Genomic DNA, 24,336 nt, shown 5'->3' on the forward strand with positions numbered 1-24,336 from the left:
TGAAAAAGCCAGAAATTTTAATGAAAACAGTTCCTAAATGCATTTAAAAATAATAACTATTACATTTCTTTACAATGCCATCAATTTTAAAATAATGACAAGGTATAGGTACGCTTTGGCAATTTGGAGGATTTCTTCCGGCGTGCTTTTTTCATTGCGACTGCTGGCGTCGGCACGGGCAACTCTTCTGCAAACAGCGGCTGTTGCACAGGGAACATATCCTCTTGCCCTTGCCAATCGCGAAGTTCTGGTCTGAGCTCGCAATCAACCCGGATATCGGATTTTGGAACGCAGCAGCAGGGCAAGATTTCATCGGCTGCCACAAATGCCAGAGGCTGCTCCAGGTAACTCACTTCCCCATCCAGCAGCCTCACCCGGCATAATCCACAGTAGCCAGCCCGGCACTGGTATTCCACCTCATGACCGGTACGCTCCAGCCCCTCAAGCAGGGTTTCGTGGGGGGTAAGGTTAAAACCGATGTGCTGGCTGCGTACCGTGCTCACAGTTCAAAGTCGTTAAGGTCATCCGCCGATACTTCCGAATCAATCTGGCCGATCAGGTAAGAGCTCAGTTCCACTTCCTGCGGCGCCACTTGCACGGTATCGGAAGCCAGCCAGGTATTGATCCAGGGAATGGGATTGCTCTTGGCATTAGGGAATGCCGGAGGCAAGCCAACCGAGGCCATGCGGTTATTGGTGATGTACTCGACATACTGGCAGAGGATGTCCTTGTTGAGGCCGATCATGGAACCATCCTTGAACAGGTATTCCGCCCATAGTTTTTCCTGCTCGGCCGCATCACGGAACATCTCGAAACACTCCTGATGCAGTTCGCTGGCAATCTCGGCAAACTCGGGGTCATCCTGCCCGGAACGCATGATATTGAGCATGTGTTGGGTGCCAGTAAGATGCAGTGCCTCGTCACGCGCAATCAGACGGATGATCTTGGCATTGCCTTCCATCACCTTGCGCTCGGCAAATGCAAACGAACAGGCAAAGCTGACGTAAAAGCGGATGGCCTCTAGGATATTCACACTCATGAGGCAGAGATAAAGCTGCTTTTTCAATTCACGCAGCTTGACCGGCTGGTTTTCACCATTGATCACATGGTCGCCCTCGCCCAATTGCGAATAGAGCATAGTCTTGTGGATCAGGTCATCGTAATAGGCAGAGATGTCGTTCGCCCGCGCAATGATGTTTTCGTTGCGCACGATGTCATCAAAGATCAGTGACGGGTCGGAGACGATATTACGGATGATATGAGTGTAAGAGCGCGAGTGTATGGTTTCGGAAAACGCCCAGGTCTCGATCCAGGTTTCCAGCTCAGGCAATGACACCAGCGGCAGCAAGGCGACATTGGGGCTGCGGCCCTGAATGGAATCCAGCAAGGTCTGGTATTTGAGGTTGCTGATGAAGATGTGCTTCTCATGCTCGGGCAGGTTCTGGTAGTCGTGCCTGTCCTGCGATACATCCACCTCCTCCGGCCGCCAGAAGAACGACAGCTGCTTCTCGATCAGCTTTTCGAATACCGGGTATTTCTGTTGATCATAGCGCGCCACGTTCACAGGCTGGCCGAAGAACATCGGTTCTTCCAGCTGCTTGTTGTCCGTCTTTGAAAAAATGCTATACGCCATATTATCAGTCTCGTTCTTGATTCAACCAGGGACCAAGCCAGGATCATCCTGGCTCACGTCCTCAAATCTTGCAGGCGCCGCTTGCGCAACTGTCATCCTCGGCCTCTGTGCCGCCCTCGCTCGCACCGTCACGGGTGTTGTGGTAGTACAGTGTCTTCACGCCGAGCTTGTAAGCCTGCAGCAAGTCCTTGAGCAACTGCTTCATCGGCACCTTGCCACCTTCGAAACGCTTGGGATCGTAGTTGGTATTGGAAGAGATCGACTGATCGACAAATTTCTGCATGATGCCTACCAGCTTCAGGTAGCCATCGTTGTTGGGCAAGGTCCACAGCAGCTGATAGCGGCCACGCAGGCGCTCGATCTCCGGTACCACCTGGCGCAGGATGCCATCCTTGGATTGCTTGACCGATACCAGGCCGCGCGGCGGCTCGATGCCATTGGTCGCATTGGCTATCTGGCTGGAAGTCTCGGACGGCATCAACGCCGTCAAGGTGGAATTACGCAGGCCGTGCGCGACGATGTCCTTGCGCAATTGTTCCCAATCCAGCTGTAGCGCTTCCTGGCAAACTGTATCTAGGTCCTTTTTATAGGTATCGATCGGCAGCAGGCCTTGCGAGTAGGTGGTTTCATTGAAGGCATCGCAAGGGCCGAACTCGCGCGCCAACTGCACGGAGGCCTTGAGCAGGTAGTATTGGATCGCCTCAAAAGTACGATGGGTCAGGCCCAGTGCGCCCTCTTCGGTATACCCAGTGTCATTCTTGGCCAGGTAATAGGCGTAATTGATCACGCCCACGCCCAGCGAGCGGCGCTTGTTAGTGGCATTCAATGCCGCTTTGACCGGGTAATCCTGGTATTCCAGCAATGCATCCAGTGCACGCACCACCAGCTCAGCCAGGCCATCGAGCTCGTCCAGGGTTTCCAGGGCACCGAGGTTGAAGGCAGACAAGGTACACAGCGCGATCTCGCCATTCTCATCATTGATGTCGTCAAGCGGATGCGTTGGTAGTGCGATTTCCATGCATAGGTTGGACTGGCGCACCGGCGCCAGTTTGGGGTTGAAGGGGCTATGCGTGTTGCAATGGTCGACGTTCTGGATATAGATACGCCCGGTCCCGGCACGCTCCTGCATCATGAGCGAGAACAGATCCACCGCAGGCAAGATGCGCTTGCGGATACTGTCGTCAGCCTCGTATTGCGTATACAGGCGCTCGAACTCGTCCTGGTCGGCAAAGAAAGCGTCATAGAGGCCGGGCACATCATGCGGCGAGAACAAGGTGATGTTCCCGCTCTTGATCAGGCGCTGATACAGCAGGCGGTTGATCTGCACGCCGTAATCGAGGTGGCGCACGCGGTTTTCTTCCACCCCGCGGTTGTTCTTGAGCACCAGCAGCGATTCCACTTCCAGGTGCCACAAAGGATAGAACAAGGTCGCCGCGCCGCCGCGCACCCCACCCTGCGAGCACGACTTGACCGCAGACTGGAACAATTTGTAGAACGGCAGGCAGCCGGTATGCTGCGCTTCGCCATTGCGGATTTCGCTGCCAAGCGCACGGATGCGGCCCGCATTGACGCCAATGCCCGCACGCTGGGAAACATATTTCACGATCGCACTGGTCGTGGCATTGATGCTGTCCAGGCTGTCATCGCACTCGATCAGCACGCAGGAGCTGAACTGGCGCGTAGGCGTACGCACGCCGGACATGATGGGCGTCGGCAACGAAATCTTGAAGGTGGAAACCGCATCATAGAAGCGCTTGATGTAATCGATACGCGCCTTGCCTTCATACTTGGCAAATAGGCACATCGCCACCAGGATATAGAGGAACTGCGGGCTTTCGTAGATTTTCTTGGTCACCCGGTTCTGCACCAGGTATTTGCCTTCGAGCTGCTTCACCGCGGCATAGGAGAAATTCATATCACGCCAGTGGTCGATATGGGTATTCAGCTCATCAAACTCCTCGCGGCTGTAATCCGCCAGAATGTGCTTGTCATACTTGCCCAGCTCGGTGAGCTTGCTGACATGGTCAAACAGGTGCGGCGGCTCGAACTGGCCATAGGCGATCTTACGCAGGTGGAAAATAGACAGGCGTGCAGCCAGGTACTGGTAATCCGGGGTTTCTTCCGAGATCAGGTCCGCAGCGGACTTGATGATGGTTTCATGAATAGCGTCAGTACGGATGCCATCGTAAAACTGGATATGCGACTTCAGTTCTACCTGGGATACGGAAACGTTATTGAGGCCTTGCGCTGCCCAGTCGATCACACGGTGGATTTTATCGAGGTTGATCGGCTCCTGACGGCCATCTCGCTTGGTGGCTTTCATGGATTCATACTTTGTCATCTAAGGCTCCCGGGCAGGAAGCGAGGCATCTTCATCATGAACATCGCACCGATGCCGAATGGCAAACGATCCTGCTCATTACTGAATACAGCATGACAGAAACCGCCGGGCACTTGCCAAGCAATTCCGTTCAGCTGAGGACACCCCGCCTCAAACGTTATAGTTAAGTAGCCTACGGCAGGTTTCCTGGCTCCCGAATCTTATACGGCTTTGCATTCAAGCGTAGATCAAGGGCGACCTAACGCGCTTATACGCTTGAAGGCAAATCCGTACTTTAGAGTGGCTAACAAAACTCAGCGAAGCGTTCCTGGCTAGGCGCTCTGCCACAGACAGTACAAGTAGTACGGCAAGGCAGAACAACAACGCCAGGAGAGTTTTGTTAGCCACTTTTAGTGGTTTACCGGCCTTCCCAGGCTATATATCACACACCCAGTGACCATCACTTGGGTATACCACTCTTCGGTTACAGTTGCGGGGACAGCTGCGGCTTCAAGGCATGACACCTTTACCGCATTCCCTTATCTCCAATTAATCGAACGATAATTGAACACCGTAGTGGGATGGACTATACCGCAATAAAATGGGGTTGTGTTAGATAAAAAACACTACATATTGATATATTCAGCTAGATTCCAGATTTTAAAAGAGAATTTTTTATTTGCTTTATGCTGTCCCCATACATGGCAAAATCATGGCTTTGCAAATCATCAATTCCTAATGAAACCAGCCACCATCCCGGAACCAACCCGCGCAGAAATTGATGCCCGCCCAGGCGGGTTGCTACTCGAATTCGGCGCAAGCTGGTGCGGCTACTGCCGGGCGGCGCAGCACATCATTGAATCGGCCTTGTCCCAATACCCCAATTTACCGCATATCAGAATCGAAGACGGCCAAGGCAAGCGGCTGGGGCGCAGCTTCGCGGTCAAGCTCTGGCCTACGCTCATCGTGCTTCATGATGGTGTGGAGCTGGCGCGGTTGGTGCGACCGCAAACAGTCGGGGATATCCTGGCCGCCCTGCAAACACTGGATAATTAAAAAGGGCCTGCCACCTGAGATGGCAGACCCTGTATCCGGCCACTGGCAGATCTTATGCAGTAAACTCCTGCCGCAGTTGCTTGGCCACCTTCACCATGTTATCCAGCGCAGCACGGGTTTCCTCCCAGGCACGGGTTTTCAAGCCGCAATCCGGGTTGATCCAGAGTTGCTCCACTGGCACCACTTCAACCGCACGCTGCATGAGCCTCCTTATTTCCTGCTCGGAAGGCACGCGCGGGGAATGGATATCGTACACGCCCGGGCCAATCTCGTTCGGGTACTTGAATTCGCCGAAGCCATCCAGAAGCTCCATATGGGAGCGTGAGGTTTCGATGGTAATCACATCCGCATCCATGGCGGCAATCGCCGGCAGGATGTCGTTGAACTCCGAATAGCACATATGGGTGTGAATCTGGGTGCTGTCGTCTGCCACGCTGGCGCTGAGCTTGAAGGCACGCACCGCCCAGGTCAGGTATTGCTTCCACTCCGCGCCCTGCAATGGCAAGCCTTCACGGAATGCCGGTTCGTCGATCTGGATCACGGCAATGCCTGCCCGTTGCAAGTCATCCACCTCGTCGCGTATCGCCAGCGCCAGTTGCAACGCCGTGGTCTGGCGCGGCTGGTCATCACGCACAAACGACCATTGCAGCATGGTGACAGGGCCCGTGAGCATGCCCTTGACCGGACGTGAAGTCAGCGATTGCGCATATTTTGCGGTTTCCACCGTCATTGGCTGCGGACGATACACATCGCCATAAATCACGGGCGGCTTGACGCAGCGTGAACCATAGCTCTGCACCCAGCCATGCTGGGTAAAGGCATAGCCTGCCAGCTGTTCGCCAAAATATTCCACCATGTCATTGCGCTCGGCCTCACCATGCACCAGCACATCAATATCCAGCGCCTCCTGCTCGCGGATAGCATAGGCAATATGCGCCTGCATATCCGCCTCATACTGGTTGACGGCAATATCGCCCTTCTTGAATGCCGCGCGGCTGGCGCGGATTTCAGCCGTTTGCGGGAAAGAGCCTATCGTCGTGGTCGGCAGCAATGGCAGTTTGAGCTTTTCATGCTGGGTCTTGCGGCGTTCTGCGTAGGCATGGGCACGATCTTCATTGACCTTGTCCAGCGCGGCCAGTCTGGCTTTAACCGCTACAGCATGCACGCGTGGCGAGCTGTGGCGTGCCTGCACGGCAGCGCGCGATTCAGCCAGCTGTGTAGCAACTGCCTCGTCCCCTTCATTAAGAGCTTTCACCAGGATATTGAGCTCTTGCAGCTTTTGGTCGGCAAATGCCAGCCAGGATTTTATTTCCACATCCAGCTTTTCTTCATGCGCCAACGTCACCGGCGTATGCAGCAAGGAGCAGCTAGGCGCCACCCACAGGCGCTCACCCAGTTTGGCGGCAAGCGGCTGGAGCGTTTCCAGGCTCTTGTCCAGGTCGTTGCGCCAGATATTGCGGCCATCGATCACTCCTGCCGACAAGACCCAATGGCCGGGCAAGGCATTCAGCCAGGGCGCAAGCTGCTCCGGCGCGCGCGCCAGGTCGATATGCACGCCATCCACCGGCAAACTGGTGATATAGCCCTGGTAACGGGCCACATTGGCAAAATAGGTAGCCAGCAACAGCTTCGGGCGCGAAGTGCGGAACCAGGCATAGGCCCGCTCAAAGGCCTTGAGCCATGCATCGTCCAGGTCGAGCGCAAAGATAGGCTCATCAATCTGCGCCCATTCAATCTTCCTGTGGTGCAGCTCTTTCAGCAAATTGGCATACTGCTCTGCCAGACTGTCCAGCAGGCTCAGCTTGTCCACGCCCTTGGCCTTGCTGAGGTACAGCAGGCTGACCGGTCCGAGCAACACGGGCTTGACTGATTTATTCAGTTTTTGCGCTTCATCGAGGCGAGAGAGAAAATCGTGGGCATTGATGGAAAAGCTGGTGTCTGCATTGAGTTCCGGCACGATGTAGTGGTAATTGGTATCAAACCACTTGGTCATCTCCATCGCTGGCTGCGCCTTGTTACCACGCGCCATGGCAAAATAATCCTGCTCGCTTAGCGGGCCCTTGAAACCGAAACGTGCAGGCGCCGCGCCGAACAGCACCACATGGTCCAGCACATGGTCATAAAACGTGAAATCACCTGCCGTGATAAATCCCAGGCCAGCCTGTTGCTGCTTGTTCCAGTGCTGCTCCCGCAGACCTTTGCCCACTTCTTGCAGACCGGCAGCAGTCAGCTCGCCGTTCCAGAATGCCTCTTGGGCGAATTTGAGAGCGCGCTTCTCGCCAATGCGCGGATAACCCAGAATATGTGCGATTGCCATGTTGAACTTCCTTGCTTGAGCTTTTTGAAAACAAGCCAGGATTGTCTTGCATGAGATAAATTTAAAAAAGCGAAAGTTTTTTTGATAAACTTGAATTTAATTCATACCAAGACCACCCCATCGCCATGCTGGAAATCCGCCACCTGAGATCATTGATCGCGATTGCCGAAACCGGCAAGCTTGCCCATGCCGCAGAACGCGTATTCCTCACGCAATCAGCACTATCCCACCAGATTCGCGTCCTGGAGAATCATTACGAGATCACCCTGTTTCAGCGTACCGCACACGGCATACGCTTCACTCCGGCTGGCGAGCGTTTGCTGGCATTGGCGCACGAAGTACTGGATGCGCTGGATAAAACCGAGCGCGACCTGATCCGCCTCAAGAGCGACCAATCCGGCGAGCTGCGGCTAGTGCTGGAATGCCACACCTGCTTCGACTGGCTGACCCCGGTCATGGATGCCTTCCGGCGCGCATGGCCGGAAGTCGAGCTTGACCTCGTGGCAGGTTTCCATAGCGACCCCTGGCACTTGCTCCATGAAGGCAAGGCCGACCTGGTGATCGGCAGCCTGCCGGGAAAACAACGCGACCTGGTGCATACCCCGCTGTTCAAGTTCGAGATCATGGCGGTCCTGCCGCCGGAACATGCCTTGCGCAACAAGCCGCGGTTAGAGGCCGAGGATTTTGCCGGGGAAACGCTGATCACCTACCCGGTGCCGGAAGACCGCATCGACGTTATCCGCCAGGTGCTCAAGCCTGCGGGCGTCGAATTTACCCGCCGCACCAGCGAGCTCACCATCGCCATCATGCAACTGGTGGCGAGCCGCCGGGGCTTGGCTGCCCTGCCCAACTGGGGCATCCAAAGCTACATCGAGCATGACTACGTGATTGCAAAGCCGATAGGCAAGAAAGGCCTGTGGTCAGAACTGCATGCGATTGGCATGCCAGATACCATGGCGCGCCCCTATACGCGTGAACTGGCAAGGATCATCCGCGAAACCTGTGCCGACAACCTGGCGGATATCAAGCTGCTTTGAACCAACCATCCCTTAACGGTAAAAGGCAGAGGGCGGCACACCGAAATTCCGTTTGAACAATGCGGCATAGGCGCTCTGGCTTGCATAGCCATGCTCCAGCGCAACCTGCAATATGGACACCCCTTCCGCCAAGCGTTCCAATGACCTTAGCAGCCTTGCAAGCTGGCGCCATTGCGCGAATGTAATGCCGGTCTCGTTGCGGAAGTGCCGGTGAAACGTGCGCACGCTCATGGCCAGCTTATCTGCCCATTCTTTAGCAGTAATTCGTGCATCAGGGAAATCGTAGATTTGGCGGCACAGGGAATCGAGCTTCCGGTCCGCAGGCCATGGAATGTGGAAAGGCAGCACCGGCAGTTCGCGCAACTCATCCAGCAGAAAGCGCATCAGGCGGCCGTTTCTACTTTCCATGCTGTATTCCAGCGGAACTTCCGTGGCAGCCAGGATCAGTTCCCTGGGCAGCGGCGAGACTGACACAACGCAATTGTCCCGAGGCAGCCCCGGAGCGGCATCCGGATCGACAAATAAAGTCCGCATATGGACATTGCCGCGCATCCGCACCGTATGTTCCACACCGGCTTGCAGCCATACGCCCCGGCTGGGAGGAACGACCCAGCGTCCCTGCCGCGTCTCGATCATCATGATCCCTCGCGTTGCATAAAGAAACTGCGCCCTGCGATGCGTGTGCGCATCAATGAAATGACGGTCTTCATAATCAGCCGCCATCGCTGTGACTGGCATGGTGGCATGCTCATAGAGGATATGCGCATCAGGATGAATCACGTCATGTCTCTTTTGCGATAAAGATTGTCATTTTATCGCCAGACGGCCGCCATTACGACTGCCATGATGGCTCTCCCTGATTTGTGAATAAGCATATACACCATGAAATTCTGGTTCTTTCCTCTCACGGCGATGGCGTTATGGGCTGGGAATGTGATCGTTTCCAAAGTCGCATCAGGCATCATCGCGCCTCCGGCCATTACCTTTTACCGCCTGGTTGTGGCCGTCAGCCTGATGAGCTTTTTTGTCGCAATTCCTGCCTGGAAAAATCGTGGAACGATTAAAAAGGTATTACCCAAGCTGTTTTTTCTTGGCTTCCTGAGCATGGCCTTTTACCAGTGCCTTTCCTACTGGGCAGCAGATACATCCACCGCAACCAATATGGCCATCATTACCGCCTTGACGCCACTGATGACATTGCTGATGAGTGCATTGGTGCTGCGCGACCACCCCAAGCCCATCATGCTGCTCGGTGCAGCACTTGCCCTGATAGGGACTTTATACCTGGTGAGTGAAGGGAATGTCGGACAGTTGCTAAAGGGTGGCTGGCATCAAGGAGATTTGCTGATGCTGACTGCTGTCGCCAGTTATGCACTGTACAGCGTCCTGCTCAAACATTGGAAACTGCCTTTGCCTGCGTGGCAGTCCACCTATCTCCAGGCCATGGCAGCATTGGTCTTCATGATCCCGATGGTGCTTTTAGTTCCTGCAGGGCAAGCGCAGATCAACACCCGCTCGCTCCCCTTGATTTTGTATGCGGGCATATTGGCCTCAGTCGCATTGCCTTATTGCTGGATTAAGGGAATTGAATATCTTGGCCCCAACCGCTGCAGCATGACGATGAATTTGCTCCCCGTATTCACCGCAGGGCTAGCCGTTGTCATCTTGCATGAGCATTTAGACGCCCATCACCTCATTGGCGGTAGTGCGGCATTACTTGGGGTTATGCTGTCTCAGCTATCCATGGCACAGCGCAATGCATGAAGATTTCATGAGCGGCAGTAAAAACCCGGGTATTTGCGTCATTGAATCAAGACAACGCTGGAGCAGGCAGCATCGCTGCCTGCTCCCATGAAACGTCCCGACCTAGTCTAGGGCAATCTCCACTCGCCGGCCTTCGGCGGCAGATTGCATTGCGGCCACAATCGCCTTGCTGTTGCCGCGCGCATCCTCCAGGCTGAGAAAAGGCGGCTTGTTGTTGAGCACGCTGTCGCTGAAATGCTCGATTTCCAGGATGAAATGGCTGCTTGCCGGCAGGCGTTCTTCCCAGAAACGGCCATCCTCGGTCCACCAGCTGATCACGGGCGCATCGCCAGCCTGTTGCCACACGGTGTGGCACTTGAGGCCGCCCTTGCTTCCCGTCACCTGGTATTCGGAACGGCGCGAACATTCAAAGCTGATGTCAAAATGGCCATGTTTGCCGTCGCCAAAATCAAATACGCCGCTGGTGGCAATATCGGCGCCGCTTTCGGTGTATTTGGCAAGCGCTGTCACGCTGAGCGGTTCGTTATCAAAGCAACTGCGCAATGAATGGATGGCATAAGGCCCAATATCCCACATGGCGCCGCCGCCGTTGTCCACATCTTTTTCTAGGCGGTAGAGCCGTGCGGGTTTCATGATGAAGGAATAGCTGGCACGCACGAACTTCACGTCGCCGATCACGCCGGAGCGCAGCAGCTCCTGCACGCGGGCATATTGCGGGTGGAATACGTACATGAAGCCTTCCATCACGGTCACGCCTCGTTGGCTGGCAGCTTCAGCAATCGCATCAACATCCGCGACCGTGAGCGCCAAGGGCTTCTCGATCAATACATGCTTGCCCTTCGCAATCGCCTTTAATGCCCATTCCGTATGTTCATGGTTGGACATGGGCAGGTAGACTGCCTCGACGCGCTCATCATCGAGCAAAGCTTCGGCATCGTCATAGCAGTTGACGCCCGTGACATGCGGCGCGTGCTTTTTCAGGGTGGCAGCCGCAGCCCCTGCACGGCGGCTGCCAATCGCCACCAGCTCCGCATTGGATGCCTCGACAATCGCCGGCAACAGGCGCTCATTGACCCTGGCGGCACCTAATATACCCCAGCGTAGCTTTCGTTCCTGACTCATGTGCATCTCTCCTCTTGAATTGATTCGTCGCGATATTGACGATTATGGCTGTGTGCCCGGAAAACCGGGGATCAGTTCGGTATCAACCGTTTGCGCAGCCAGCTTGGTGGCCACATGCTGCATCAGGCTGGGCGAGGCGTAACCGTCGGCAGGCAAGGCATGCGCGAGCTGGTAGCCACGGATGGCAGCCTGGGTTTTTGGCCCTGGCAGGCCATCGCTGCCGCCGGTATCAAAGCCCAGCTCTGTCAGCTGCTGTTGCAGGCGCTTGATGGCATCAATGCTCACCGGGTACTGCTCGGCTCCCGCGCCGCCGCTTAACGATGGCGCCCCGCGCAGGCGGCTTGCAAGGTGCGCCACCGTCAATGCGTAATTTGTGGAACGGTTCCATTGCATCACGACCTTGAAATTATCAAATACCATGAACGCCGGCCCGCGCCAGCCTTGCGGCAAGATAACTGCCGCGTCGCGCTCTGCGGGCGGCAATGTTGCCTGGCCAAGTGCCTGCACGCCCAGTGCCTGCCATTGCCCTACGCTGCGTTTCTGGTTGATGGCAGCCTCCTGCCAGGCAAAACCCTCAGGCAGGGAAACCTCGACCGCGATAGGCTCGTCGCGTTTCCAGCCTATCGATTGCAAATAATGCCCTGCGGAATACAGGGCATCGGGAATGGACTGCCAGACATTGATTTTGCCATCGCCGTCGCCGTCCTCGGCATACGCCAGGAAGGTGGAGGGCATGAACTGCATGTGCCCCACTGCCCCGGCCCAGGAGCCTACCATGTTCCTGGCTTCCACATGGCCTGCATCGAGGATGCGCAGCGCATCCAGCAACTGGCTGCGGAAGAAAGCGTGGCGACGTCCCTCATAGGCCAGCGTTGCCAATGCCTGCGGCGTGGAAAAGCCACCCAGGGTCTGGCCATAGTTGGTTTCCAGCCCCCAAAAGGCCAGCAACACTGGCGCAGGCACACCATACTTCTGCTCAACTGCCTGTAACAATGCGCCCTGCTCTTGCAACAATTGCTGGCCACGGCCAATCTGGCGCGGCGTGACGCGCTTTGTAAGGTAGGTCATGAAGGTCTGCACGAATTCAGGCTGGGCCTGGTCAAGTTCGACCACACGGTCAATCGGCTTGGCATCTGCCAAAGCAGCCTGCAAACTGGTTGCGGAGATGCCCTGCGCCTGCGCATCGCGGCTGAAATCCTGCAACCACTCATCAAAACTCTGCTCTGCAGCATGGGAGACTGGAGCAAACAGCATCACCATCAATAAGCATGCGGTTGAACGGCGCAATTTGAACAAGACTTCCTCCAAACAGTTAATTTTGTCATGCCGGACTTGATCCGGCATCTGATGCCAATTCCCCACTCGCCACAAGATTCCGGCTCAAGACCGGAAGGGCGAGACGAAACACCACAACCCCATCATGCCCGGATCAAGTCTTCCCAGGCTTTGTCCAGGCGCTTGACCGACACCGGGAATGGCGTTTTCAGCTCCTGCGCAAACAAGGATACGCGTAACTCCTCGATCAACCAGCGATAGTCCAGCAAAGCTGGCGGAATCTCGTGGTTGGCCTTACGCAAGCCCTGCACGCGGGATTCCCAACGCTCCCAGACCTGCTGCACCGCCTGCGCGCTGCGCGCATCCCGCTCTATGCTGCTTGGATATTTTTCCAGACGCAAACGCATGGCCTTGATATAGCGCGGCAGGTGCTGTAGTGTTTCCCAGGGCGTTGCACTGAAGAAACGCTTAGGCAGCAGGCGTGCCAACTGGCCTTCAACTTCCTTCTTTATTCTGGACAGGTTGGCCGGCAGCGCGTTCAACTTTTGTATGAGCTGGGTATATTCCGTGGCAATTGCCGCCGCCAGGCGCCCGGCGCCTTCCACAACCGCCGGCAAGCGGGTACGTGCGCGCGTTTTCAGCGCCATGAAGTCCTGGTTGCTGCGCGGCAGGTTGTCATCGCCAATAAAGGCACGGTCGCCGATTGCAACCAGCATATCCTCGCGCAGTTCGTCCGGACTCATGATATTGCGCAGTTGCAAGGCATATTGATTGAAACCAGGCAGGCCTTTTTCCAGCTGCTTCATCTGCTCCTTGAGCTCGAAGCGCATCAGACGGCGCACACCTGCACGATGCGCCAACGTGGCTGCAAGTTCAGTATCAAACAACTTGATCGCGACGCTGTCTGTGTTGTCCTCCAACGCCGGATAACCGGTCAATTGCCGGCCATCACGGCTGAAGCTCAATGTGGGTGGCAAATCACCAAAATCCCATTGCTTGAGGCCGGATTTTTCAATGCTGGGCGAACTGCTGCGGAACGTCAGCTGTGCCGCTTGGCCGAGTTGCGCCTTGAGCGCATGCCAATCTCGGCCGCTGCCTAGCTCGCGGTTTTTCTCATCCACCACCCTGAAGTTCATATGCAGGTGCGCATCCAGCGCATTGGCTTCCCACTCACTCGCATTCAGCTTCAGGCCGGTTCGCTGCTGGATATAGCTTGCCAGTACAGGCAATAATGCCCCTTCCGGCCTGGCCGACGTTTCAAGGAAGCCAGTCACGAAATCCGGCACCGGCACGCATACGCGCCGCAGGGTCTTGGGCAACGCCTTGATCAACGCCGTGACCTTCTCGCGGATCATGCCTGGCACCAGCCACTCGGCCTCAACCGGGTTCAGTTGGTTGAGCAAGCCCAGCGGCACCGTGGCAGTGACACCATCCAGCGGATGACCCGGCTCGAAGCGGTACTTAAGCGGCAGCTTGACACCATCGAGGACCAAGTGCTCTGGGAACTGCACCTCTGTGACCCCGGCCGCCCCATGTCGCATCAGGTGTTCGCGTGTCAGGTACAGCAGCTTGGGATTGTCTTTTTCCGTCTCCTCGCGCCATTTCTCGAAACCCGCTCCATTGATGATGTTTTGCGGAATAATCGCATCATAGAAAGCAAACAGGGTATGTTCGTCCACCAGCACATCCTGGCGCCGCGCCTTGTGCTCCAGTTCCTCGATCTCGGCGATCAGGCGGCGGTTGGCGCTGAAGAATGGTGCGCGCGTATCGAACTCCATATTGGCCAGCGCTTCGCGGATGAAGATTTCGCGCGATTCCTGCGGATTGATCGGGCCATAATGCACGCGGCGGCGCGGCACGACGGTGAGGCCATAGAGGCTCATGCGTTCCCAGGCCACCACCTGCGCAGCCTTGCGGTCCCAGCGCGGGTCACTGTAATGGCTTTGCGTCAGGCCGCGCGCAAGCGGCTCTATCCAGTCGGGCTCTATACGCGCCACACAGCGCGCATAAAGCTTGGTGGTTTCCATCAGTTCGGCAGCCATCACCCACTTTGGGCGCGCTTTTTTCAGGGTTGAACCCGGCGCGACATGGAAGCGTATGCCACGCGCGCCCAGGTAGTTGTCCGCCTCGCCGTCCTTGAAGCCGATATTGCCCAGCAGGCCTGCGAGCAATGCTCGGTGCACTTGCTCATAGGATGCCGCTTCGTCATTGAGTTTGAGTTCCAGCTCCGCGGCAATTTCCCTGAGCTGCTGGTATAGCTCACGCCATTCCTTGAGCCGCATGAACGAGAGGAAATTGCTATGACATTTGTTGAGCAAATCCTTGTTGGACTTCTTGGCCTTGAGCGCCTCCTCATACCACTCCCACAGCTTGATAAAGCCCATGAAGTCGGAATGCTCGACCTTGAACTTGGCATGCGCCTGGTCGGCTGCCTCGCGCTTGTCCATCGGCCGCTCGCGCGGATCCTGGATTGCCAGGGCGCTGGCGATGATGAGGATTTCGCGCACGCAGCTCTGCTTCTTCGCTTCCAGAATCATGCGCGAAACACGCGGGTCTAGCGGCAGGCGCGCCAACTGTCGGCCGGTCTCAGTAATGTTGTGCTCAGCATCTACTGCGCCCAGCTCCTGCAATAGCTGGTAACCATCCGCAATGTAGCGCGAGCTGGGCGCCTCGATGAAGGGAAACTCCTGTACATTGCCCAGCTTGAGCGCCGCCATGCGCAGAATGACGGCAGCCAGGGAAGAGCGCAGGATCTCCGGATCAGTAAACTCGGGACGATTGTTGAAATCTGCTTCATCGTAAAGCCGGATGCAAATCCCGCTGGAAACACGGCCACATCGGCCTGCACGCTGGCGTGCCGCCGCCTGGGAGATTTTTTCCACCTGCAACTGCTCGACCTTGGCACGCGCGCTGTAGCGGTTGACCCGCGCCAGGCCAGTATCAATCACATACTTGATGCCAGGCACGGTCAGCGATGTTTCCGCCACATTGGTTGCCAACACCACACGCCGCCCGCCACCGGAACGGAACACCCGCTGCTGGTCTTCAATCGACAGGCGGGCAAACAAGGGCAATATCTCGACATGGCGCAGGTGCTTGTTCAGGTAATCCGCCGTCTCACGAATTTCGCGCTCACCAGGCAGGAACACCAGGATATCGCCGCCGCCAAGCCGGGACAGCTGTTCCACCGAGTCGAGAATCGCTTCCTCCATGGCCTCCTCAGCATCATCCTCTTCCAGCCACTTGGCCTCCGCGCGCGGCTTGCGCTGCACCCCCATCACGTCCTGGCCCAGCAACTCCATATCGTCGTCATCCAGCCATTTGCGGATGGAAGGGTCAACATTGCCTGCCTTGCGCTTGAACTCCTCGGCAGGCCTGGTTTCAGCTTCACTCACCGGCACTTCAACTATAGATACAGCGACCGGAGCAGGTGCCGGCGCAATCACCATACGGCGGCTGCCCAATGGCCGATAACGGATTTCCACCGGATAAGTCCGCCCAGAGACTTCGATCACCGGCGCGCCATTGAAATGTTTTGAGAATCGCTCGGCATCAATCGTCGCCGAAGTCACGATCACTTTCAGGTCAGGACGGCGTGGCAGTAATTGTTTGAGATAGCCGAGCAGGAAATCAATATTCAGGCTGCGCTCGTGCGCCTCGTCGATGATGATGGTGTCGTAGGCATTGAGGTAGCGGTCACCCTGCGTTTCAGCAAGCAGGATGCCGTCCGTCATCAACTTGATATAGGTGGTTTCCGACAACCTGTCGTTGAAGCGCACCTTGTAACCCACCGTCTCGCCCAGCGGAGACTTCAATTCCTGCGCAATACGCGACGCCACAGAACGTGCGGCAATGCGCCGCGGCTGCGTGTGACCGATCAAGCCGCTGACGCCCCGCCCCAGCTCAAGACATATCTTGGGTAACTGCGTGGTTTTCCCAGACCCCGTCTCGCCACTGACGATCACCACCTGGTTTTTGCGTATGGCCTCGGCGATTTCATCCTTACGGGTACTGACCGGCAATTCCTGCGGATACTCCGGCCTGGGCAATTGCTCCCGCCTGAGCTTGAGTCGGTTAACGGAAGCCTGGATTTTCGCTGCAAGTTCTGCCAGCAATTTATCCACTGGCTTCCCTTGTTCCAGCATCGCCCCGGCCTGCTGCACGCGGCGCTTGAAGTTAAACCGGTCAAGCAATAAACAATCGGGGAGCTTCGCCTGCAAATGCTTGAGCATCTGGCGCTCGGTGATGGGGCTGGGTGTCGTCATAGATAGGTGAGAATTTTAGCATGGCTAATGCTTATTTCTGTGCCTGGAATCCAAGCCCCAGCCTTCTGAAATAAATCCCCAAGCCGAATTGACTATAACAAGCATGATCGCAAACTGATTGGAAATTTTTCGTGGAATGATGGTGTTTATAACCTGACAGGCCCATTCTTAATAACATGAAGTAGGCATGTGTTCTTCAACGACATATGCCAAAAGCAGTTTTAATCTCCTCGAGGATACGAAGGCAAAGTTTACTTGAGTAGCGCATTCCACATACGCCGGCCCGGGGCTTTGATTGATGGCAATCGAATCAGTCTTGATTCTCAGCGTCGCCTCGAATGGCAGAAAGCTTGGCTTGCAGAAAATCATCGTATCCCTTCTGCACCCGTTCATATGTCTTGGCAATACCCGATGCAATCGGGCTATTCTCTCCCAGCACGTTCAGACCAGTGAGAATGTCCTTGGCCTCGGCATAGCCTTTTTCAAAGCCACCACGAATAAGTGCCACAAAGTCTTTAGCCACGGTCTCGGGATCTTTACTGGGATAGCGTGCAGCATAGGCCTCGAAAAAGCCGGTTGATAAAGAAAGGATGCGCGACGCTGTGGCTTCAGGGCTATTATCCTGCCCCATCGCATTCTCAATGGCATTTGGTCCAAGCTCCGGTACCAGTACAGTATTCAACTGCTCCACGGCTGAACGGTACAGCAAGGCCAAGCCGTCATTACCCGACTTGATGGACACTTGCAATGAAGCCTGAAGAATCTGCCCATTGAGTACGGCTTTCTGCTGATCGGGACGAAGCTCGGCCTGTTTCTTTGCCTCATTCAAAGCCTCGCTGGCTGGAGCAGCCGTAGCAGTTGTGGTTGTTACCGCCGTCAAACCATTATTGGTTGCTACCATCACACTCCCCTTTCACCACAATACGTTGATATGAAATATATCGGCAATGAGATGAGGATATTAAGGTTTTAGCAAATCATTCATCCATTTTCAGCCCAAGGCAAGATGAGATGATGTTGACAGCTATCAACCGGCATCGGTGTTTTCATGGCGCTTGATATAGCCCTCGCCCCAATCCCGCAACGCATGAAGCACTGGGGCCAAGCTCCTGCCTTGCTCGGTGAGGCTGTACTCCACCCGGGGCGGCACCTCGGCATAAACCTGCCGGTGCACCAGCCCATACGTTTCCAGCTCGCGCAGCTGGTTGGTCAACATACGCTGGGTAATGCTCGGCAACATACGTTTCAAGGCATTGAAGCGCTGGGTGCCGTCCAGCAGGTGGTAGAGCAGCAGGCCTTTCCATTTGCCGCCGATCAGTTCAAGCGTGGCTTCCACCGGGCAGCCTGCCACGCAGTCGAAAGATTGATGTTTCGCCATGATGTATTATTCCATTAGTATCATTTTGTGCACTATATACAAAAATTGTGCGTACTTGTTATAACAGTACATAGGGTTAGAATATCCCGCATCATTTCGCATATTGAAGGATGTCACCATGAAAGCTGTCGCCTTGACCCGATACCTGCCCATCAGCGATCCGGCCTCGTTACTGGATGTGGACTTGCCTACACCCGAACCCGGCCCGCGCGACCTGCTGGTCAAGATTGAGGCCGTTGCCGTGAACCCGGTGGATACCAAAGTACGTGCGCCCAAGGACAAGGTGGAAAACACGCCGCGTGTATTGGGCTGGGATGCAGTCGGCACGGTAGTGGAAACCGGTAGCGAAGCCAGCCTGTTCAAGGTGGGGGATGCGGTTTATTACGCGGGCGACATCACACGCCAGGGCAGCAACAGCGAATACCAGGTAGTGGATGAGCGTATCGTGGGCCGCAAGCCAGCCACGCTCAGCGCGGCAGAGGCTGCGGCCTTGCCCCTGACGGCAATCACGGCCTGGGAATCATTGTTCGACCGGCTAAAGGTGGAAACTCCACCCAATATCAAAACACCCAAAACCATCCTTATCATTGGCGGCGCAGGTGGCGTGGGGTCGATCGCAATCCAGTTGGCTGCAAAGGTGGCCGGTTTACATGTCATTGCTTCCGCTTCGCGTCCCGAATCCGCCGCATGGTGCCGGGAGCTGGGCGCCCATAATATTGTGGATCATCGCGGCGACCTGATTACCCAGGTACAGAGATTAGGCTACAAGTTCGTGGACTATGTGCTGATCCTCAACAACACCGACCAGCACCTGCCAGCAGCGGTAGAGCTAGTGGCGCCGCAAGGCGCGATCTGCAGCATCGTGGAAAATGCGAACCTGCTCGATATCGCCCCGCTCAAGAATAAAAGCGCGCGCTTCTGCTGGGAAATGATGTTCACGCGCGCCATGTACCAGACCGGCGACATGATAGAGCAGCACTACTTGCTCAACGAGGTGGCGCGATTGGTCGACCAGGGTATCCTGCGCACAACCTTGACCGAGACCTTGTCTCCTATCAATGCCGCCAACCTCAGGCAGGCCCATGCCGTGCTGGAATCAGGCAATACCATCGGCAAGATGGTGCTGGAAGGCTTTTAGCAAAACAATCACGGCAATATCCGGCACGAGCAATTCAAGGCTGCATGATAAGATATCGGCATGCAATTTGAACAGCTGAAACTGGTTGGCGGACTGAGCGGGGGGTTTCTGCTATTTGGATTTCTTTGCTGGTTATTGCTGCAGACCGCGACAATGGACGACACGCCTGCGGATATGGATTTTATCGGCGAGCTTTGTACTGTTATCAGCACCCCCAGCGCCGATACCTTGATGCCATGCACTGCATGTGTGGCGCTTTCGCACCAGCTTGTATCCCAAAAACTCATGCTTGGGCCAGTGGCATTTGCCCTGCCCGGCATCAGCGCCTACGCTGACCACTTCATCACAGGAGAACAATAATGAAGAGCTGCTGGTTAAGCCTGTTATTGCTTTGCAGCTTGCAGGCACAGGCCGAAATTACGGTAGTTGAGCCATGGGTACGCACCACTGCGCCAGGGCAAAAGGTAGCGGCAGGCTATTTACGCATCGTTTCGGACAAGGATGTCGCCCTGGTGTCGGCGAACTCAAGCTTTGCCGACAAGGTCGAAGTGCATGAGATGCTGATGGATAATGGCATCATGAAAATGCGGCCCATCACGCAGCTCATATTGAAAGCCAATCAACCGGTGGAACTGAAACCCAGTGGACTGCACCTGATGCTGACCGGGATCAAGACTGCGGTCAAGGCAGGCGACACTATTCCGCTGACGCTGGTATTCGAGGATAAACAGGCGGTAAAAGAAGCAGTTTCCATCGTTTTCAATGGACGCGATTTCAACAACCATCACAAGCATTAGATTCGGCGACCAAGAGATCAACAACGGGAGAATATATTTGATTGCCAAGCTCATTCAAGGCATCAGCCAACACACTTTGTACCGGCTCAAATGCCTGCGTCAGCTATTTATCCAGTCCGTACTTTCATGGTTTTCACACCGCGCCACCAGCAAAGGCGCGGCGCTTGCCTTTTACACCATGTTTTCGCTCACGCCGATCCTGGTGCTGGTGATTGCCATTGCCGGCTATTTTCTTGGTGAACGCGCCGCGCATGGTGAAATTGTGGCGCAGATTTCAGACCTGGTCGGGGAAAGCGGCGCGCAGGTAATCCAGAATATGCTAGCGAGAACCGGCAGCAACCCCAAGTCCGGCATTATCGCCACCTTGATTGCAACTACACTATTGCTTATCGGTGCCACTACGGTATTTGCCGAACTCAAGGCCAGCCTGGATGAAGTCTGGGAAACCACCCAAGCCAAGGCACAAGGCAGCAAGCAAGCCATTAGTGCGCTGGTCAAGACGCGCCTGCTGTCTTTCAGCATTATTCTTTCACTGGCATTTCTGCTGTTAACTTCACTTCTGGTGAACGCTGGCCTGGCCCTGGTTGAGCAATTTGCAGCGGAATTCGTTGGCCGCTTCATCACCACTATCGGGGTATTCAAGCACATTTCGGCCTTGGTGAGTTTTGGCGTCATCACGTCGATGTTTGCCGTGATATTCAAAATGCTGCCGGATGTGAAGCTGCCTTGGTCTGATGTATGGGTCGGTGCGGCATTCACCGCCCTCTTGTTCAGCCTGGGCAAATACCTGATCGGCATTTACCTCGGCAACAGCGCCGTGGCGTCGAGCTTCGGCGCGGCAGGTTCATTGATTGCCCTGCTCCTGTGGGTATATTACTCGGCGCAGATTTTCTTTTTTGGCGCAGAAGTCACGCGGCAATATGCGCTGACATTCGGCAGCCTGCGCGGGCTTACTACCGATCAGATTCCCCGCAAATAGTCAGTAAACAAAGCGGCTATGCAAATCCTGCAGGTTGAGTTGCTCAAGGATTTGCTCAAGCCGTGATTGGGCGTTGCGCCGCGGACTGTTCTTGTAGCGAGCGATGATGAGCTCATTTTTCATGGAATGCTCCCAGCCTACCAGCTCTGTCACCGTAACTTGGTAGCCATGTGCCTCCAGTTGCAGGCAACGCAGGACATTGGTGATCTGGCTGCCGAACTCGCGCGTGTGAATCGGGTGGCGCCAGATCTCGGATAAGGATGTCTTGCCAAATGACTCGTTCTTGTGGCGACGCAGCACTTCTGCCACCTCGGCCTGGCAGCAAGGCACCAACACCATGAATTGCGCCTTTTTCTCCAATCCAAACCGAATGGCATCGTCAGTGGCGGTGTTGCAGGCATGCAATGCGGTGACAATATCGACCTGACCAGGCAAGGCCTGTGAGGTAATCGCTTCCTCCACGCTCAAATGCAGGAAATCCATGCGGTTGAAGCCGAGCCTGGCGGCCAACGACTGGGATTTCTCCACCAGCTCTCCGCGAGTTTCTATGCCTGCCACACGTCCGGCAGGCTGCTGTTTCATGAACAAATCATAGAGGATGAAACCAAGGTAGGACTTGCCCGCACCATGATCAACCAGCACGGGATTTTCGTTGCTTTCCATGACCTCAAGCAGCAATGGCTCAATGAAGTGATAGAGATGGTAAACCTGCTTGAGTTTGCGCCGGGTATCCTGGTTGAGCTTGCCGTCCCGCGTGAGGATATGCAGCTCTTTCAGCAACTCTATGGATTGATGTGGCTTGATTTCAGGGATCAGTGTCATCCCGTCATTTTAGCATTGTGCAGGAGCAGGCTGGCATATGAAGGCAGCGCCAGCCTGTCGTTATAATTTAGTGCTGATGATCGTGGTGGTCATTATGCCCATGTTGATGCACATGCACCCCGGGCGCGCCCTTGGCCTCTGCAAGCCAGACCAGCGCATTTTTGTCATGCTCCATGTCGCCGATATCGGTAAAATCCACATGTTGATATGCGTCCAGCGTCGCCTCCGTGGTCTTTGCCACCGGCAGCTTGTCGCCCTGGTAGCGCTCAACCAGCTTCACCGTGACCTCATGTCTGGGATAGCGGTATTCGACCTGCAATGGAATTGCCAATGCGGGAATCCAGGTAATCGCTGTTTCAATGCCATTCAGTTTGCCTTGGTAAACCTCGGTTGGCGTCTGTTGATAGGGTTGTCCTGGTTTTTTCTCCAGGCTGGCCAGGTCATTAGCCGTGACAAGGCGTGTCAGCGCTTGCCATTTGTTTTGATCCGCATTAATGCCAAGCAGGCGCAGGTCGATGGGGTTGTAGTTAATCGCGCGCTTTTGCCCGTGTATCAGATAACTATATTCGAGGCTGCCGTCAGCCTGCTGCTGCCAGAGCTCACTGTTACCGGCATTGACATCCCGCAATTCCACCTGCCCGGCTTCGCGCAGCATCAGCCATTCGCGCTTGACCGGCTTTTGGCAGGGCACGGCACATTGGGTGGTTTCAAAACGCGCATCCAGACTGGGCAACGTTTCGGCAGCCGCCAGCTCGGGCAACAAGGCCAGCAATAGCAGCCCGGCATATTTCATCTTGTTTTGCATGCTTCACACTTTCACAGATTTAAAAAAGGAAATGGACGGGACAGCTTGCGCCATCCCATCCTTTATTCATCAAGCCAAGTCAGACCTGCATTAGAAGCCGAAGGCATCCTTCATGACGTGGAAGATGTAGTGTTGTTCCTGAATACCCTGGAACAGGTGGGCCTTGGGGCCGCCCGCAAAAATCTGCACTTCTTCCGCAGCATGGGTTTCAGAGTTCAGCGGCACGGTCACTTCCTGGTGAAAGTCAGGATCACTGGTATCGACATTGGTTTGATCCTCGATACGGCCGCCGCGTGCAGGATAGTTATACACATCTTCGCCTGGCACATTGGGGTAGTAACCCTTGCCGTTCGCATAGGAAATCGTGGTGTAAGGATTGCCATCAGTTGCAAGGCTCAGTTGGCCATCTACCGCTACCTTGCCCAGGATAGGATTGCCACGCTCAGGGTAACCGCCAATCGTCATGGTATGGCTGTGGTCGGCCGTTACAATGATCAGGGTGTCATTGAGGTCAACCTTTTCCAGCGCCTGCTTCACGGCATCGGACAGCGCAATGGTGTCGGTCAAGGCACGATAGGCATTGTTGGCGTGATGGCCATGGTCGATACGGCCAGCTTCAACCATCAGGAAGAAGCCCTTGGGGTTCTTCTTGAGGATATCGATCGCCTTGCCGGTCAGGTCGGCCAAAGATGGTTCCTTGCCAGTGTCGTTCGGGCGGTCATGCTCGTATTGCATGTGGGAGCGCTCGAACAGGCCCAGCAGACGGTCAGTATTGGCAGGATTGATGGCATCGAACTGCGCCTGGTTCCAGACGAACTTGCCGCCGAACTTTTCAACATATTCCTGAGTCAGGTTACGGCCATCACGACGGTCGCCCTTGCGGCCTGCATTTTCAGGATCATCCACAGTGTTAGGCAGGAAACGGCTGCGGCCGCCGCCCAGCACCACTTCAATCCCGTCGCCAATAGCGCCGGTACCAAAGTTATCGATCAACTGGGAAGCGATGTCCTTAACGTCGGCATCGGCAGGCACGTTGTTGTCGGACTCCCAATCACGTGCAGAAGTATGCGAGTAAGTAGCTGCAGGCGTGGCATGAGTGATACGCGCAGTCGAGACAACACCTGTGGAGCGACCATTTTGTTCAGCCAGTTCCAGGATAGTTGCGAGCTTGGCAGCCTGCACCTTGCTGTTGTCCTTGTCGCCATTCAATACGCGCTGGTCAACGGAAATCACGCCGTCATTGGTCTTCACGCCAGTCACCATGGCAGTCATGGTTGGAGCGGAATCAGAAGTCTGCTGGTTGGCGGAATAAGTCTTGGACAAGGCCAGGTATGGCAGCTTTTCAAATGCGAGCTTGTTGCGCTCGCCGTCACGGCCTTGCAACTGGCCTTCGAGGATGCGGGCAGCCGTCACGGTGGACACACCCATGCCGTCGCCCACGAACAGGATCACGTTCTTGGCCTTGCGGTTGTTCGGGTAAAGCTTCTTTGCCGCTGCCAGGGCTTCCTGGCCATCCTGGTACCAGGTATTGGCATCTTCCGCCAAAGTCTGGCCACACAGCGCTGTCATCACCGCAAACGCGGAAACTTTCATCATTGCCTTTTTCATTTTATGCACTCCCACTTTAA

At 55.5% G+C, this 24,336-nt stretch carries 20 protein-coding genes and 1 riboswitch; of the genes, 7 read left to right on the forward strand and 13 right to left on the reverse strand.

What is annotated here, in order from left to right; all coding sequences use genetic code 11:
• Positions 1–86: 86 nt before the first annotated feature.
• From yfaE to nrdA, 3 genes are all read right to left on the reverse strand, one after another.
• The gene (yfaE, locus tag LG198_RS04685) at positions 87–503 is read right to left on the reverse strand and encodes a class I ribonucleotide reductase maintenance protein YfaE (protein WP_230341994.1); all 417 of its coding nucleotides are present in this window, start codon (positions 501–503) and stop codon (positions 87–89) included.
• Positions 500–1,633 (reverse strand): class Ia ribonucleoside-diphosphate reductase subunit beta, encoded by a 1,134-nt coding sequence (gene nrdB, locus LG198_RS04690; RefSeq protein ID WP_230341995.1) that lies wholly within the window; start codon positions 1,631–1,633, stop codon positions 500–502. The genes yfaE and nrdB overlap by 4 nt, the downstream gene beginning before the upstream one ends.
• Positions 1,634–1,694: 61 nt before the next feature.
• Positions 1,695–3,974 (reverse strand): class 1a ribonucleoside-diphosphate reductase subunit alpha, encoded by a 2,280-nt coding sequence (nrdA, locus tag LG198_RS04695; RefSeq protein ID WP_230341996.1) that lies wholly within the window; start codon positions 3,972–3,974, stop codon positions 1,695–1,697.
• 159 nt (positions 3,975–4,133) lie between these two features.
• Positions 4,134–4,544, reverse strand: a riboswitch (cobalamin riboswitch).
• A gap of 147 nt (positions 4,545–4,691) precedes the next feature.
• Between nrdA and LG198_RS04700 the strand changes: the two genes are divergently transcribed.
• Entirely contained in the window at positions 4,692–5,009 is a 318-nt protein-coding gene (locus LG198_RS04700; RefSeq protein WP_230341997.1) for a thioredoxin family protein, read from the forward strand.
• 52 nt (positions 5,010–5,061) lie between these two features.
• Here LG198_RS04700 and metE read toward each other — a convergent pair whose 3' ends face one another.
• Positions 5,062–7,326, reverse strand: coding sequence for a 5-methyltetrahydropteroyltriglutamate--homocysteine S-methyltransferase (metE, locus tag LG198_RS04705; protein WP_230341998.1), 2,265 nt, complete (start codon positions 7,324–7,326; stop codon positions 5,062–5,064).
• A 125-nt stretch (positions 7,327–7,451) separates the two neighbouring features.
• Here metE and LG198_RS04710 point away from each other — a divergent pair, with 125 nt between their 5' ends.
• Positions 7,452–8,363, forward strand: a complete 912-nt coding sequence (locus LG198_RS04710; RefSeq protein ID WP_230341999.1) for a LysR family transcriptional regulator — start codon at positions 7,452–7,454, stop codon at positions 8,361–8,363.
• 12 nt (positions 8,364–8,375) lie between these two features.
• Here the strand turns inward: LG198_RS04710 and LG198_RS04715 are convergent, their stop codons facing one another.
• Complete coding sequence (locus LG198_RS04715; protein WP_230342000.1) at positions 8,376–9,143, reverse strand: AraC family transcriptional regulator; 768 nt, start codon at positions 9,141–9,143, stop codon at positions 8,376–8,378.
• A 102-nt stretch (positions 9,144–9,245) separates the two neighbouring features.
• Here LG198_RS04715 and LG198_RS04720 point away from each other — a divergent pair, with 102 nt between their 5' ends.
• Positions 9,246–10,127, forward strand: coding sequence for a DMT family transporter (locus tag LG198_RS04720; protein ID WP_230342001.1), 882 nt, complete (start codon positions 9,246–9,248; stop codon positions 10,125–10,127).
• Between the two features lie 102 nt (positions 10,128–10,229).
• Here LG198_RS04720 and LG198_RS04725 read toward each other — a convergent pair whose 3' ends face one another.
• The 5 genes from LG198_RS04725 to LG198_RS04745 all read right to left on the reverse strand — a co-directional run bounded on the left by LG198_RS04725 (position 10,230) and on the right by LG198_RS04745 (position 18,167).
• A complete protein-coding gene (locus tag LG198_RS04725; protein WP_230342002.1) occupies positions 10,230–11,249 on the reverse strand; it encodes a Gfo/Idh/MocA family protein in 1,020 nt (339 codons plus the stop codon).
• Between the two features lie 42 nt (positions 11,250–11,291).
• Positions 11,292–12,545 carry a lytic murein transglycosylase gene (locus LG198_RS04730; protein ID WP_230342003.1) on the reverse strand — a complete coding sequence of 418 codons (1,254 nt, stop codon included), beginning with the start codon at positions 12,543–12,545 and terminating at the stop codon, positions 11,292–11,294.
• Positions 12,546–12,667: 122 nt separating this feature from the next.
• Positions 12,668–16,789 (reverse strand): ATP-dependent RNA helicase HrpA, encoded by a 4,122-nt coding sequence (gene hrpA, locus LG198_RS04735; RefSeq protein WP_407659132.1) that lies wholly within the window; start codon positions 16,787–16,789, stop codon positions 12,668–12,670.
• A gap of 310 nt (positions 16,790–17,099) precedes the next feature.
• Entirely contained in the window at positions 17,100–17,690 is a 591-nt protein-coding gene (locus tag LG198_RS04740) for a DUF5610 domain-containing protein (protein WP_230342004.1), read from the reverse strand.
• A 126-nt stretch (positions 17,691–17,816) separates the two neighbouring features.
• Positions 17,817–18,167: a winged helix-turn-helix transcriptional regulator gene (locus tag LG198_RS04745; RefSeq protein ID WP_230342005.1), complete on the reverse strand. Its 351-nt coding sequence runs from the start codon at positions 18,165–18,167 to the stop codon at positions 17,817–17,819.
• Between the two features lie 118 nt (positions 18,168–18,285).
• Between LG198_RS04745 and LG198_RS04750 the strand changes: the two genes are divergently transcribed.
• From LG198_RS04750 to LG198_RS04765, 4 genes are read left to right on the forward strand one after another with little or no spacing between them, the layout of a single operon-like run.
• Positions 18,286–19,305 (forward strand): zinc-binding alcohol dehydrogenase family protein, encoded by a 1,020-nt coding sequence (locus tag LG198_RS04750; RefSeq protein WP_230342006.1) that lies wholly within the window; start codon positions 18,286–18,288, stop codon positions 19,303–19,305.
• 60 nt (positions 19,306–19,365) lie between these two features.
• Complete coding sequence (locus tag LG198_RS04755; protein WP_230342007.1) at positions 19,366–19,665, forward strand: hypothetical protein; 300 nt, start codon at positions 19,366–19,368, stop codon at positions 19,663–19,665.
• A complete protein-coding gene (locus LG198_RS04760; RefSeq protein WP_230342008.1) occupies positions 19,665–20,102 on the forward strand; it encodes a copper chaperone PCu(A)C in 438 nt (145 codons plus the stop codon). The genes LG198_RS04755 and LG198_RS04760 overlap by 1 nt, the downstream gene beginning before the upstream one ends.
• Before the next feature lie 37 nt (positions 20,103–20,139).
• Positions 20,140–21,081, forward strand: coding sequence for a YihY/virulence factor BrkB family protein (locus LG198_RS04765; RefSeq protein ID WP_230342009.1), 942 nt, complete (start codon positions 20,140–20,142; stop codon positions 21,079–21,081).
• Here LG198_RS04765 and LG198_RS04770 read toward each other — a convergent pair whose 3' ends face one another.
• The 3 genes from LG198_RS04770 to LG198_RS04780 all read right to left on the reverse strand — a co-directional run bounded on the left by LG198_RS04770 (position 21,082) and on the right by LG198_RS04780 (position 24,304).
• Entirely contained in the window at positions 21,082–21,903 is an 822-nt protein-coding gene (locus LG198_RS04770; RefSeq protein ID WP_230342010.1) for a class I SAM-dependent methyltransferase, read from the reverse strand.
• Between the two features lie 67 nt (positions 21,904–21,970).
• Positions 21,971–22,708 carry a hypothetical protein gene (locus LG198_RS04775; RefSeq protein WP_230342011.1) on the reverse strand — a complete coding sequence of 246 codons (738 nt, stop codon included), beginning with the start codon at positions 22,706–22,708 and terminating at the stop codon, positions 21,971–21,973.
• Between the two features lie 90 nt (positions 22,709–22,798).
• On the reverse strand, positions 22,799–24,304 hold the full coding sequence (locus LG198_RS04780) for an alkaline phosphatase (RefSeq protein WP_230342012.1): 1,506 nt from the start codon (positions 24,302–24,304) through the stop codon (positions 22,799–22,801).
• Positions 24,305–24,336 lie beyond the last annotated feature (32 nt).

This window comes from Methylobacillus arboreus, assembly GCF_020532725.1.
In the GTDB taxonomy this organism is placed as follows: domain Bacteria; phylum Pseudomonadota; class Gammaproteobacteria; order Burkholderiales; family Methylophilaceae; genus Methylobacillus; species Methylobacillus arboreus.

Coding starts and splice junctions, on each gene's coding strand:
- nrdB (WP_230341995.1), bottom strand. CDS start 1,633: ATGGCGTATAGCATTTTTTCAAAGACGGACAACAAGCAGCTGGAAGAA.
- nrdA (WP_230341996.1), bottom strand. CDS start 3,974: ATGACAAAGTATGAATCCATGAAAGCCACCAAGCGAGATGGCCGTCAG.
- LG198_RS04700 (WP_230341997.1), top strand. CDS start 4,692: ATGAAACCAGCCACCATCCCGGAACCAACCCGCGCAGAAATTGATGCC.
- metE (WP_230341998.1), bottom strand. CDS start 7,326: ATGGCAATCGCACATATTCTGGGTTATCCGCGCATTGGCGAGAAGCGC.
- LG198_RS04710 (WP_230341999.1), top strand. CDS start 7,452: ATGCTGGAAATCCGCCACCTGAGATCATTGATCGCGATTGCCGAAACC.
- LG198_RS04720 (WP_230342001.1), top strand. CDS start 9,246: ATGAAATTCTGGTTCTTTCCTCTCACGGCGATGGCGTTATGGGCTGGG.
- LG198_RS04725 (WP_230342002.1), bottom strand. CDS start 11,249: ATGAGTCAGGAACGAAAGCTACGCTGGGGTATATTAGGTGCCGCCAGG.
- hrpA (WP_407659132.1), bottom strand. CDS start 16,789: ATGACGACACCCAGCCCCATCACCGAGCGCCAGATGCTCAAGCATTTG.
- LG198_RS04740 (WP_230342004.1), bottom strand. CDS start 17,690: ATGGTAGCAACCAATAATGGTTTGACGGCGGTAACAACCACAACTGCT.
- LG198_RS04745 (WP_230342005.1), bottom strand. CDS start 18,167: ATGGCGAAACATCAATCTTTCGACTGCGTGGCAGGCTGCCCGGTGGAA.
- LG198_RS04750 (WP_230342006.1), top strand. CDS start 18,286: ATGAAAGCTGTCGCCTTGACCCGATACCTGCCCATCAGCGATCCGGCC.
- LG198_RS04755 (WP_230342007.1), top strand. CDS start 19,366: ATGCAATTTGAACAGCTGAAACTGGTTGGCGGACTGAGCGGGGGGTTT.
- LG198_RS04760 (WP_230342008.1), top strand. CDS start 19,665: ATGAAGAGCTGCTGGTTAAGCCTGTTATTGCTTTGCAGCTTGCAGGCA.
- LG198_RS04770 (WP_230342010.1), bottom strand. CDS start 21,903: ATGACACTGATCCCTGAAATCAAGCCACATCAATCCATAGAGTTGCTG.
- LG198_RS04775 (WP_230342011.1), bottom strand. CDS start 22,708: ATGCAAAACAAGATGAAATATGCCGGGCTGCTATTGCTGGCCTTGTTG.
- LG198_RS04780 (WP_230342012.1), bottom strand. CDS start 24,304: ATGATGAAAGTTTCCGCGTTTGCGGTGATGACAGCGCTGTGTGGCCAG.